Annotated in this window: 12 protein-coding genes and 1 riboswitch; all 12 genes read left to right on the forward strand. The window is 40.7% G+C overall.

The features are described 5' to 3' along the window. Positions 1–75 precede the first annotated feature (75 nt). The 12 genes from B9A14_RS09120 to B9A14_RS09175 all read left to right on the forward strand — a co-directional run bounded on the left by B9A14_RS09120 (position 76) and on the right by B9A14_RS09175 (position 12617). Complete coding sequence (locus tag B9A14_RS09120; protein WP_084665399.1) at positions 76–843, forward strand: GntR family transcriptional regulator; 768 nt, start codon at positions 76–78, stop codon at positions 841–843. 54 nt (positions 844–897) lie between these two features. Further along, the gene (locus B9A14_RS09125) at positions 898–2157 is read left to right on the forward strand and encodes a diphosphate--fructose-6-phosphate 1-phosphotransferase (protein ID WP_084665400.1); all 1260 of its coding nucleotides are present in this window, start codon (positions 898–900) and stop codon (positions 2155–2157) included. Continuing rightward, a complete protein-coding gene (locus B9A14_RS09130; protein ID WP_084665401.1) occupies positions 2139–3275 on the forward strand; it encodes an ABC transporter ATP-binding protein in 1137 nt (378 codons plus the stop codon). The genes B9A14_RS09125 and B9A14_RS09130 overlap by 19 nt, the downstream gene beginning before the upstream one ends. A 36-nt stretch (positions 3276–3311) precedes the next feature. Beyond that, positions 3312–4619, forward strand: coding sequence for an ABC transporter substrate-binding protein (locus tag B9A14_RS09135; protein ID WP_084665402.1), 1308 nt, complete (start codon positions 3312–3314; stop codon positions 4617–4619). After that, positions 4609–5514 carry a carbohydrate ABC transporter permease gene (locus B9A14_RS09140; protein ID WP_084665403.1) on the forward strand — a complete coding sequence of 302 codons (906 nt, stop codon included), beginning with the start codon at positions 4609–4611 and terminating at the stop codon, positions 5512–5514. Before B9A14_RS09135 ends, B9A14_RS09140 begins: the two co-directional genes overlap by 11 nt. A gap of 62 nt (positions 5515–5576) precedes the next feature. After that, positions 5577–6374, forward strand: a complete 798-nt coding sequence (locus B9A14_RS09145) for a carbohydrate ABC transporter permease (protein WP_197686499.1) — start codon at positions 5577–5579, stop codon at positions 6372–6374. 31 nt (positions 6375–6405) lie between these two features. Then, a complete protein-coding gene (locus B9A14_RS09150; protein WP_157109895.1) occupies positions 6406–7548 on the forward strand; it encodes a uroporphyrinogen decarboxylase family protein in 1143 nt (380 codons plus the stop codon). Positions 7549–7607: 59 nt separating this feature from the next. Continuing rightward, on the forward strand, positions 7608–8678 hold the full coding sequence (locus tag B9A14_RS09155; protein WP_157109896.1) for a class I mannose-6-phosphate isomerase: 1071 nt from the start codon (positions 7608–7610) through the stop codon (positions 8676–8678). Positions 8679–8705: 27 nt separating this feature from the next. Continuing rightward, positions 8706–10043, forward strand: a complete 1338-nt coding sequence (locus tag B9A14_RS09160) for an L-fucose/L-arabinose isomerase family protein (RefSeq protein WP_197686500.1) — start codon at positions 8706–8708, stop codon at positions 10041–10043. Between the two features lie 26 nt (positions 10044–10069). Next, entirely contained in the window at positions 10070–10831 is a 762-nt protein-coding gene (locus tag B9A14_RS09165) for a Na+/H+ antiporter NhaC family protein (protein ID WP_084665407.1), read from the forward strand. Beyond that, positions 10825–11442 (forward strand): Na+/H+ antiporter NhaC family protein, encoded by a 618-nt coding sequence (locus B9A14_RS09170; RefSeq protein WP_172839124.1) that lies wholly within the window; start codon positions 10825–10827, stop codon positions 11440–11442. The genes B9A14_RS09165 and B9A14_RS09170 overlap by 7 nt, the downstream gene beginning before the upstream one ends. After that, entirely contained in the window at positions 11439–12617 is a 1179-nt protein-coding gene (locus B9A14_RS09175) for a Gfo/Idh/MocA family protein (RefSeq protein WP_084665409.1), read from the forward strand. Before B9A14_RS09170 ends, B9A14_RS09175 begins: the two co-directional genes overlap by 4 nt. Positions 12618–12713: 96 nt before the next feature. Continuing rightward, positions 12714–12901, forward strand: a riboswitch (cobalamin riboswitch). Positions 12902–12939: the final 38 nt, after the last annotated feature.

The raw sequence follows: 12939 nt of genomic DNA on the forward strand, positions 1-12939 counted from the left end.
AGAATATAATTAAGGTGTAAATATACAAATTTACATGTTTTGAGGGAGCCATCTTAAATCAAAGGAGAAATTACCGTGGTATTCGACCGCGAAGCTCCTGTACCGCTGCACTACCAGATCACCAATGACTTACGTGAAGCTATAAAATCCGGCAAATGGGGAGTAGGTGATCTTTTCCCCACGGATAAAGAGTTAATGGAAATGTATGGTGTCAGCAGTACTACTGTGCGCCGGGCGGTAGCTGAGCTAGTGCGGGAAGGATGGCTGGAGAGGAAAAGGGGAAAAGGTACTTTTGTAAAGAAAGAGGCGATAGAAGAAACTCTAGGGAGGCTTACGGGGTTCTTCGAAGAGATCCGTTCCCATGGACATATACCGAGTGCAGATGTTTTAGATTTGCGTCCGGTGGAGATAACAGATAAGGAGATAGAGAAAACTCCTTTACTCAGTGTTTTTAAGCATCAGAAACTTTTCCTCATCGAGCGTCTCCAGAAGATGGATGGCAATCCTGTCGTTTATCTTAGGAGCTATTGGCCTTATGAATATGGTAAGCGCATGGCTGAATTTGACCTCTCCAAAGAAGCCCTCTATGAGATAGCTGAAAAGAAGCTAGGTCTTATTCTCACCCGCGCTGAGCAAACCATATCTGCTGGTGTGGCGCGCAAAAAAGAAGCTCAACTTCTTTCCGTACCTGTAGGGTTTCCCCTTTTGATAATGGAGCGCTTAGCCTACGCAGGAGATCAACCGGTGGAGCTTTCCATAAACGCCTACCGGGCAGATAGATATAAATACCGTGTTATCTTGCGTAAGGATTATCAGAATGTAAGTGGAATATTACTCCCGTAATGCTGTGTTCTATTTTTCCCAGTTTTTAGTGGTAGATGTAGGAGTGGCTTTACAATGGGAGAAGGTGCACTTTTTGTAGCACAGTCAGGAGGTCCGACCTCTGTTATCAACAGCACGCTGGCAGGGATAATCGCTGCTGCCCAAAAGAAGCGAGAGATAGAAGGTATTTATGGTTTGCTTCATGGGTTAGAAGGTGCCTTGAGGGGCGAGATAATCTACCTGGACAATTTGCGGCAAGAAGAGTTAGAGCGTTTAGCCGTTACTCCGGGAGCCATTTTAGGGGGGAGCCGGTATCACTTAAGGGAGGAGGATTTAGATAAAATAGCTAGTTTTTTAATACATCATAAATGCCGTTATCTTTTACTTATTGGCGGAAATGGTACTATGGAAACCTGCTTGCGACTGCAGAGGGTGATGCAGCAAAAAAAAGCAGAAGTAGAGATCGTAGGGGTGCCTAAAACAGTAGATAATGACTTGGTAGAAACGGATCATGCTCCGGGATATTTGAGCGCTGCCCGCTATGTAGCCTTGGCAGTAAGGGATCAACTAATGGATCTAGAATCTATGAGCCGCTTTGAACAGGTAAGAATTATTGAAACTATGGGAAGAAGTGTAGGATGGCTAGCGGCAGCCTCCTTTTTGGCTGTGGACCCTATAAATGTTTGTTATCCTATTTTTATCCCCGAGGTTCCTTTGGACGAAGATGAGTTTCTTAGTTTTATTGATAAGATATATCGCCAGCAGGGCTTTGCTTTAGCGGTTATTGGCGAAGGGGTAATCGATAAACAAGGCCAACCTCTAGGGATCCAACCTTTTAATGACATGGATAAAGAAAAGGGTTGCCATGTAGTGCGAACAGGGGCAGCAGAAAATTTAGCCCGGCTGGTTACCGAGCGATTAGGGTTAAGGGCTAGAGCCCAAGTATTAGGCATGAATCAGAGGAGCTTTTCCACCTGCGTTTCATCAGTAGATCGGGAGGAGGCTTATGAGGTAGGGAGGGCAGCGGTAGAGCTAGCTTTACAGGGTGGGGGAGGAAATATGATAACCCTCCAAAGGGAGGGTTGCCTTAGTAAGACTGGTTTTGTCAGCTTAGAACGTGTCGCTGGCGCGGAAAGAAAATTGCCCTTGGAATTTTACGATAGCGCGAATAAAAAAGTAACACCCAAGTTTGTAGAATGGATAATGCCGCTAGTGGGAGAGTTGGGCCCTTCTTACCTTTACAGGGGAGAGATAATGCGCTTCTTTAGTTGGCGGAGGGAGAACCAGGAAATTGCCTGGTGTGGAGGGATAAACCTGTGGCCGGAGTTAGGCTAGAAGGGGTAAGTAAGGTATTTGGTAATATCACTGCAGTAGCTAAAATGGATTTAGACATTAAGGATGGCGAGTTCTTAGTCTTGGTAGGCCCTTCTGGATGCGGCAAAACTACTACTTTGCGGATGGTGGCTGGGCTAGAGACGCCTACCGAAGGTGAAATATATATTGGTGAGAGAAGGGTTACCCACTTAGAACCGAAAGATCGGGACATTGCTATGGTATTTCAAAATTATGCCCTTTATCCCCATATGAAGGTTTATGATAACATGGCCTTTGGTTTACGCTTACGAAGAGTACCTAGAGAAGAGATTGATCGGCGCGTTAAAGAAGCTGCTGAAATGCTAGGAATAGCCGGGTTATTAGATCGCTATCCTAAGGAGCTTTCTGGCGGCCAGAGGCAGAGGGTAGCCTTGGGAAGGGCTATTGTACGCCATCCCCAAGTTTTTCTTATGGATGAACCCTTAAGCAACTTAGATGCTAAGCTTCGGGTACAGACCAGGGCAGAACTTATTAAATTACACCAGCGCCTAAAGACCACAGTAATTTATGTAACTCACGACCAGGTGGAAGCTATGACCATGGGCACTAGAATTGTGGTTATGAAGGATGGGGTAGTCCAGCAAGTGGGCACACCGCAGGAGATATATAACCGGCCCGGCAATATGTTTGTAGCGGGATTTATCGGTTCGCCACCTATGAATTTTATAAAAGGGATTTTAGAGCAAGTAGATGGTAAACTCTTCTTTAAAGGAAAAGGCATAACTTTCAATTTATCCTTCGTAAAGTTAGGGGAGTTACCAGATAATAAAGAAATAATTTTGGGGGTGCGACCTGAACATCTAACATTACACCAAGAAGAAAGTACTACGGCTAGTGTTGCTTTTGGTTATTATATTCCATGTATAGTAGAGGTGGTAGAGCATATAGGGGCAGAAGCTATTATCCATGCTAAGACTAGGGGGGGTGAAGAGTTAGTAATTCGCTATACAGGAGAAAATAAGATACCTAAGATGGGAGAAATGATTAAGGTTAGGCCGCAAGGAAATTTACATTTATTTGAAATGGCAAGTAGCCAATGTATTCTTTCCGAAAAATGGGATTTTCCAACACATAACTAGTTCATAGCTAAAAATTTTTATTAGGAGGTTAGGGTCGTGTTTTGGAAAAAGAAAACCTATTTATTATCGATAATATCTATTCTGCTGTTAGTTTTGACTGCTTGTGCGAAAGGAGGAGGTTCTGGTAAACAGGGAGCAGGTACACCACAAGAAAAAGTAGAAATAACGTTTGTTAATTGGGCTACCGCTGAAGAGGCCACAAAAAAGCAGATGTTAGCAGTTATAGAAGAGTTTGAGAAGCAAAATCCCAATATTAAGGTGAAAAATGTTCCTATTCCAGTAGGAGAACAATTAAATCAGCTAACAATTATGACCACTGGTGGTAACGCCCCGGATATTGCTCAAGTTCACTTTGATGTAGGTATAAGTTTGGCAGCTATGGGTGCGTTAGAACCAACTGAAAACTTACTTTCAAAAGAGTTTTTAGAGGATGTTAATAAAAAGCTTTATGATTTCGGAATATGGGAAGGAAAGCATTATTTAATACCATGGGTCGGACATCCATTAGGCTTTTGGTATAACAAGAAGATTCTTAAAGAAGCAGGATTAGATCCCAATAATCCACCTCAAACAATGGATGAACTTACTAAAGCAATGGGGATTATTAAAGAAAAATTTCCCGAAGTAATTCCACTTCAGATAGATACTACTATACGTACTTTAGGATTATCTCACGAATGGTCTTTTATGGCTGCCTTTGGTGCTGTTCCTATTGAAGGAGACAAAGTTCAAGCTAACAAGATGGGACCTTTTGCAGAATGGTTGAGAATGCTGGTTAAAAAAGGTTATACTTTACCAGGTAAAAAATTTGGTGAATTTCGTCCTTTAGCAGCTCAAAATAGGTTAGCCTTTGGGTTTGATGGCCCTTCGTTTAAAGGTATAGTTCAAAGCTTTGATAAGACAATTACTGATGAAAAGTTTTATGAAACATGGGGTGTAACTACTTTACCTGTAGGAGTGGATAAGAAACCTTATTCAGCCCCTGATGACCATAATTTGGCTATATTTAAAGCTTCTAAGCATAAAGAAGCAGCAGCAAAATTTGCTGAGTTTCTAGCACGAAGCGATTTCTCTATAAAGACCTATGTAATTCCTCTGGGCTTCCTTCCTACAGTACAGAGTGCAATTCAGCGATTCCCTAAAGAATTTAGTGATCCCGCTAGGAAAGCGTATGTAGAAAAAGTAGTTCCAGCTGAAGTTCGGTTACCCTATGGTCCTAATTATTCTAAAATAGCTACTGTAGTTATGGCGGGGATGCAAGAAGTTATTACTACAGATAAACCTATTCCTGAAATTTTAAATAATATACAAATGAAGTTGGAGGGCATAGTTCATGGTAGATAAAGAGTTGGAATTGGGTAAGCGAGGAATTATTCCTCGCTTACCTCTACCTTTTTTACTTGTGTTTCCTTCATTATTAGTTTTGGGATTGGTAATTTTATATCCCCTTTTGAGTTCTTCTATTCTTTCTCTTTTTCATTATGAACTAACAAAACCTAACGAAATTACCTTTAATCTGTTAGGAAATTATAACCAAATGATTAAAGATAGTACTTTTTGGTTGGCTTTTAAAAACACAATAATTTTTACAGTGAGTTCAGTGGTAATTAGTTTAGCGATAGGTTTAATAGTTGCTATTGCATTAGATCAATTACCAGACCGATTAGCTAGTCTTAGAGGGGTAGTTTTAGTTCCTTGGATTATTCCAGGAGTAATAGTGGGATTTCTGTTTATGCTTATTTTTGACGTTGAAGTAGGTATAGCTAATGTAATTTTATATCAAATAGGGGTCCTAAAAAAGTTTTTACCTTGGTTGATGGATGAACAGTTGGCTATGGTAGCTGTAATTGTAGCAAATATTTGGAACCAAGTACCTTTCTACATTTTGATGTTTACAGCTGGTCTTAAAGCTATTCCTATAGATGTAAAAGAAGCAGCAATTGTCGAAGGTGCTACTCGGTGGCAGGAATTTGTTTATGTAACTTTACCATATTTGAGAGGAATTATGGTAATTACTAGCCTTCTAATGGTCATTAGAAATTTTAACAACTTCCCTATCATATATACCATGACTGGGGGAGGACCAGTTTTTTCTACAACAACATTAGTGATTTATATTTATCGGTTAGCATTTGAACAGTTTAATATTGGTTATGCTTCAGCAGTAGGTATTGTATGGTGTCTTGTCCTACTACTTCTTTCGAGTATTTATGTAAAAATGTTATACAAACAAATTTAAAAAGGAGGATCAAAGTGTTTCGCCGTCGATTTTCATTGGGGTGGACGCTATTTATTTGGAGTGTGATTATAATAATTTTAGCCTGGTCTCTTTTCCCTATATATTGGATGTTGGTTACAAGTTTAAAACGAAATATGGACGTTTTTAAAGTACCACCTGAATGGTGGCCAGTTCAACCCACTATTGAGAATTATATTGGCTTAACCACTGGAATCAATCCAATAGGTAGGTTTTTCGTTAATAGTATGGTTACCTCATTATTAACTGTAGGTATAACTATTGTCTTAGCTACTTTATCTGGATATGCCTTATCTAGGCTCAAATTTCGTTTTCGCAACCATATTTTAATAGGCGTTTTGGTAACCCAAATGTTTCCTCTCGTTATTATGCTTGCCCCACTTTACCTTTTATATGTAAAAACTCATCTTCTAAACACTTATATTGGATTAGTAATCGCTTTTACTTCCTTTGCCCTTCCTTTCGGAATCTGGATGGTAAAAGGATTTATTGATTCTGTTCCAGTAGAAATAGAAGAAGCAGCGATGGTAGACGGCTGTAGTAGGCTTAAGGCAATGTGGACAGTAGTACTTCCTTTAACTATTCCAGGGATAGTTGCTACAGGTATATTTGCTTTCTTAGATGCCTGGAATAATTTACTCTTTCCCTTAACACTTACCAATGATATTAAAATGAAAACTTTACCTGCTGGTTTAGTTCTTGCCTTTACAGGTCAATTTAAGCATGAATGGAGTGGAATGATGGCTGCTTGCTTTATTACAACCTTACCAGTACTTATCCTTTTTGTCGTAATGCAGCGTTATTTAGTTGAAGGACTTACACGAGGCGCAGTAAAAGGGTAAAACATTAAAGCTCTAAAAAGGGTGAAATGAAGTGACTAGTAGGGAAAGAGTCTTGACTGCTCTTAATCATCAAGAACCCGATCGTGTTCCTTTCGATTTGGGATCAACAGGTGTTACTGGAATTCATATTATTGCATATCAGCGTTTACGTAAATATTTAGGATTACCAGAGGGTACTAACAAAATATATGATCCCATTCAACAATTAGCTCTGGTAGAAGAAGATGTAGTTCAGCGGTTAGGTATCGATACTAGACCAATTACACGCCGTTTACCTCCAACATCGATAACCGAAGATAGCAATTCTTTTAGTTTTTATGATGACTGGTATGTCCAATGGCAAATGCCCAAAGATAGCGGTTTTTATTTTGATGCGGTGTCTTTTCCGTTACAATATGCTGAAACTGTGGAGGAAGTTGAGAAGTTCTCTTGGCCCAACTTTGATGAGCCGGAACGATATAAGGGGTTAAGAGAAGAATTAAAGGCTATAGTTGAGCAAACTGGTTGTATTGTAGTAGCTCAAGATATATGTCCGGGTTTCAGTGAGACAGCTGCTCGTCTATTAGGGATGGAAAAATTTTTAACGGATCTTATCCTTAATCCTAAAGTGATATGTGCAGTGATGGACAAGATTATTGAAAATAAAAAGCAATACTGGCAAAGGATGTTAACAGAAGGGAAAGGATATATTGATATAGTGCAACAAGGCGAGGACCTTGGTACCCAAGAATCCCTTTTGATGTCTCCTGAGTTGTATCGTAAGTATATTAAACCTAGGCAAAAAGAATTGTATGCTTTTATTAAAAAGCTAGCTCCAGTAAAGATATTTTTTCATTCTTGTGGAGCAATAAGAGAATTAATTCCAGACTTCATAGAGGTAGGAATAGATATCTTAAATCCTATACAACTAAGTGCGGCTGGGATGAATGATACAGCTGGATTAAAGAAAGAATTTGGGAAATATCTTACTTTTTGGGGAGGGGGTATTGAAACACAAAGGATTCTTCCTTATGCCAATCCACAAACAATAAAATACGAAGTACGCCGACGTATTGAAGATCTTGCACCTGGTGGAGGTTTTATCTTTGCTACAGTACATAATATCCAACCTGAAGTTCCCCCAGAAAATATTGTTGCTATGTGGGAAGCCCTGCAAGAATATGGAAGGTATTAGCAATCCTTAACAGAAAAGTTTGGGGTGGTTTAGTTACAGCAATGGTTTTAAGACACCCTTTGAAATTTCAAGAAAATCGGGTTTGGCGAGTATACACTGGTGGTTGGCTACTTGAACAATTTTTGGGAAAAGCTCATCCAAGGGAAGGACATTTTCCCGAGTATTGGATTGGTTCTACCATATTAGCTCGTAATCCTAACCATAAGCAGGGTTTAGAAGGGTTAAGTTTTGTTATATTACCAAATGGAGAAAGATGTAATTTAAAAACATTGTTAGAGCAGGCCCCCACAAGCATATTAGGTGAGGCACACTATCGAAAATATGGGACTAACCCAGGTATCTTAATTAAGCTTTTGGATGCGTCTGTGAGACTCCCAATTCAAGTTCATCCTGATAAAAGCTTGGCGTTGAAATATTTTAGTTGGCCTTTTGGAAAGACAGAAGCATGGTTAGTATTAACAACAAAGGACATAAATGGTGATTCTCCTTATATTCTTTTAGGTTTTCGTGAAGGAGTATCTTGGAAACGATTTGTTACTGCAGTCAAAGAAAGCAATTCTAGTGTTTTAGAACAATGTTTACATCGCCTTGTGGTACAACCAGGTGATGTTTATTTGATAAAGCCTGGGATACCCCATGCTATTGGCCCAGGTAGTTTAATTTTGGAGATTCAAGAGCCTACAGATATTACTATACGTGCGGAGAAAAAAATTGGTGATATTGTGATATCTGATGATATAGCTTATCAAGGTTTATCTTTAGAACAATCCCTTGAATGTTATCACTTCGAACCGATAAGCATAGATACGCTTCTCAAAAGATATAAGTTAAGACCCAAAGTTATTAAAGAATGTCCAGGTCAGGGTCGGGAGCAATGGTTAATCAGCTACAGTGATACTCCGTGTTTTGCCTTAAGTTCTTTACAAGTAACTAGTTACTGGGAAGTAGAACCCCAGAAAACTTTTCACATAATGATAGTCCTCCAAGGGAAGGGGTTTTTAATAGATAAAGATCTAATAACTGTAATTCAAAAAGGAGAATGCTTTCTTATCCCGGCGTATGTTCCCTACCGTATAGAAACTTTAAAAAACAATGAGCTCATAATAGTAAACTGCTGGCCGCCACTGTAAAGTTTTTGAAGAAAGGATGATGGAAAAGTGGATGAAAATATAAAGTTAGGTTTAGTAATGTTAGGTCGGCCTCAATTTGACATTTCTTTAGCCCAGCAGTTTTGGGGTAGAGTAAAAACTGCTTTAGAGAGTTGGGGCATCGATAATATCGTAGCCCTTGAAGAACCAGTTACTAGACCCCAACAAGCAATATCTGCGGCACAGAAACTCCAGGGGAAGGACTTGGATGCAGTTCTAGTGGTTCAAGGTACATTTACTGATGCTTCTTTAATCCTTAATCTAACTCGGGATTTGGCTTTACCTTTACTTATATGGGCCATAAAAGAAGAACCTACAGGGGAACGCTTGCGCCTCAATTCATTCTGTGGATTAAATTTAGCTGCCCATGCCTTAACAGCCGCAGGTAGAAAATTTAAAGGTATTTATGGGGAACCCGATACGCCTCAAGTACAACGGGAAATTTTAGCTTTTATCAGGGCTGCAGCTGCTATTAGATGGCTTAAAGGTAAAAAACTAGGGATAGTAGGTCAGCGTCCCCCAGGGTATTATACTTCTAATTTTGACGAGATAGGTTTATATACTACATTCGGAATAAGTGTAGAGTATATTCCTTTATTTGAAGTATTTAGCCTCGCCGATAAGATAAATCTAGAAGAGCAAGAGGCTAGCTTAACTTCTAATCTAGATGGTTATAAGCAAGTTGAGGCAGGAGCGGTCCAAAAATCTTTGCAAGGTTATTTAGCCTTACGAAGAATAGCAATCGATAAAGCTTTAGATGCTTTAGCGATAGAATGCTGGCCTGATTTTATGGTTACCTATGGGGGAGCAGCTTGCTTTGCCTTAGGGAAGTTAAATGATGAAGGAATTGTAGCTGCCTGTGAGGCAGATGTTAATGGTGCTATAACTATGTTATTAGCTCACTACTGGTCAGATAAGGCTACCTTTTTAGCTGATCTAGTAGTTGGTGACAAAGAAAAGAACGAACTAATTTTTTGGCACTGCGGAGGGGCCCCTCCATCTCTAATTGCACGTAATTTAAAACCTGTAGCTAGCGTTCACCCGAATCGCAAGGTTCCCCTATCCTTATATTTTCCTTTACGTGAAGGAGAAACGACCATTAGCCGTTTAAGCCCCGGTAAAGACGGGAGGTACAGGATCTTATTGGGTAAAGGAATTGGCTTGCAGACGCCGTTGTTATTCAGCGGAAATACTTTACTTATACGGTTAGAAAGGCCGGTAACCTCAGTGTTAGATACGATTCTTAGCCATGGGTTTGAACATCATTACATTATAGCTTATGGGGATCTTATCCAAGAGTGGCGCGAGTTTGCTCGGCTTTTGGATCTAGAAATTGTGGAGTTTTAATAAAAAGGAAAGTCCAGGGAATAAAAATGTCAATAAAGTTAGAGAAAAAGTGTCCCCAAGCGCCATCTTTACTTTACGCCTTAGGTGCTGTTTTACCAGCATTATTAGCTTTAGTAACGGCAAGCTTAACGGGCTTGCCGTTACAGATTCCCTTCTTATTTGCCATATTTTTAGCTGGCTTTATAGGGTGGCGTTTGGGATATAGCTGGAGCGAAGTGCAAGCAGCAGCTTTAAAGGGTATGAGTCAATGTAGCCTGGCTATTTTTATCTTACTTTTGATAGGGGCTTCTATTGGCATCTGGATTTCTGCTGGGATAATTCCTGCGTTTATATATTATGGCTTTCAATGGCTTTCTCCTAAATTATTTTTACTTGAGGCTTGTCTTTTAACTTTTCTTCTGGCCTTGATTACCGGTTCTGATGCAGGTGCTTTTGGTACGGTAGGGATCGCTTTGCTAATTATGGGGCAAGCCTTAAACCTACCAGCTCCTATGATTGGTGGAGCTATTACTGCAGGAGGTGTAGCAGGGCAGCTTTTGTCTCCTTTAAGCGATATTACTGTCTTATCTTTGAGCGCCAATGGGGGAAGGTTATCTAGACTGTTACAGCTTCTTAGTGGGAGGGTAATACCAGTATTTATCCTTAGCTTAAGCTTTTATGCTGTTTATGGAATGTTAAAGGCCAGCTCTATGACTACTTTTTTATCCCCTGACCTCCCGGCGACCTTAAATAAAATGTTTACCTTTAGTCCCTGGCTTTTTTTACCCGTGATAATTTTGTTTTGTTAATTATATTTAAAGTCCCCTTGGCCCCAGCTTTAGGGGTTAATCTCTTGCTTTCTGGCCTGGTTGGTATTTTGATTCAAGATTTAGATTTCCGGAGCGTTATCCATGCCATGACCTTTGGTTATATTGCTTTGCCTGGGGAAAACACTACCGAGATAGGAATGATGTTTAACAGGGGCGGGATTATCAGCTTTAGCAATATCATTGGACTGATTTTCTTGGCTTCTGCCTGGGCGAGCGTGCTCCAGCATATTGGCATATTAGAATTCTTACTAAATAAGCTTTCCTACCTTAAAATCTTAAAACATAAGGTGCGCCTTACAGGATACCTTATAAGCATCTTAACTTCAGTAACCACCTGCGCTATTATTCCTGCTATTTTTATACCTTCAGCTTGGCTAAAAGAACGCTATGCAAGCGCAGGCTGGCAGGTAGAGCATCTTTCCCAGGATATGATAGAAGGTTCTTTTGCAGCGGCCTCGTTAGTACCCTGGTCCAATTTTAACTTCTTAGTCCTCGGAACTTTAGGAGTGGGGGCCTTTGCTACGGTGCCGTATAATATTTTTGCTCCTCTATTGATCTTTAGTGTCATAATGAAGGAGTGCTTTAAATGAGAGGTTGGAGGGGTAGTTTTACCATGACGTTAAAGTTAGGGATTGGAATGCTGGGCTATGGCTTTATGGCTAAAGCCCATACCAACGCTTATAAAAAGATAAAGTACATATTTCATCCTTTTCCTGCGGAGATAGAATTAATAGCTATCTGTGGCCGGGATAAGAATAAGGCTCAAGAGGCAGCCCAACGTTACCAATATCAGAAATGGGTTATCCATTGGCAAGATCTAGTGGAAGATGAAAGTATTCAGGTGCTGGATAATACTGCTACCAATGATGTGCATTGTGAACCGTGCATTGCAGCCCTTGAAGCTGGTAAGCATGTGATAGTGGAAAAGCCTATGGCGCTTACTTTAGCTGAAGCACGGAAGATGTATGAAGTAGCTAAAGAGGCGGAGAAAAAGGGCATAAAGCATATGGTCGCTTTTAATTACCGCTTTGTACCTGCTTTAAGGCTAGCCCGCAAGCTTATAAACGAAGGTAAGTTAGGGAGAATATATCAATTCCGGTCTAATTTTTTATCCGATCGCTTATCTAACCCCCAAGCCCCTTGGGCTTGGCGCCTTTCTAAAGAAAAAGCAGGGAGCGGAGTGCTGGGGGATTTAAACTCCCATGCTATAGATATGGTCCGGTTTCTTTTGCAAACAGAAGTGCAGGCGGTTTTAGCTTGGAACCCCACCCTTATTTCCCACAGGCTTACACCAGAAGGTAAAAGTTGCCCTGTAGAAGTAGATGATGTGTCCCTTATTTGGCTTAAACTAGCCAATGGCGCCGTGGCTTGCCTGGAAGCGAGTAAAGTAGCTACCGGATATAAAACCACCTGGCGTATTGAAATCCATGGGAGCGAAGGGGCTTTAGCTTTCGATTTAATAAGGGGTAATGAACTGCAATTTTTTAGCCGCCGAGATCCGGTAGAAATACAAGGTTTTCGGCTTATTCATGTAACAGAGCCCGAGGTCCATGACTATATAAGCTATTGGTGGCCGCGAGGGCATGGGCTAGGATGGGAGCATTATCATATTAATATGCTCGAGCATTTCCTGCGCTGTATTGCCACTGGAGATAATGTGGCTCCCTGGGGAGCAACCTTTCTTGATGGCTTGCGCTGCCAAGAAGTAATAGAAGCCGCTCTTACATCTAGCAGACAGGGCGGCTGGATCGAACTGGTCTATTAGATAAGGCTAGATTTATTGCAAAAGCTTCATTAAGAGGGACCTGTTTCCCCCTTGCTTCCTACTTTCTTTTCCGATATACTGGAGACAGCTAAAATTTTATATTTTTACCGGATGGGTGCCTTTGCGGGGCGTAAAAGGGAATCAGGTGGGAATCCTGAGCGGTCGCGCCACTGTAACCGGGGAGCTTTCCTTTTTGAGGGAAGCCACTGGGTAGTTTTACCTGGGAAGGCTAAGGAAAGCGGTGAGCCGGAAGCCAGGAAACCTGCCCGTCCGGATGTGCCGCTTACCCTCGCGTCAAGGGGAAGGGCTAAACTGTATGTAT

It is taken from the genome of Thermanaeromonas toyohensis ToBE, from assembly GCF_900176005.1.
Lineage (GTDB): Bacteria > Bacillota > DSM-521 > Neomoorellales > Neomoorellaceae > Thermanaeromonas > Thermanaeromonas toyohensis.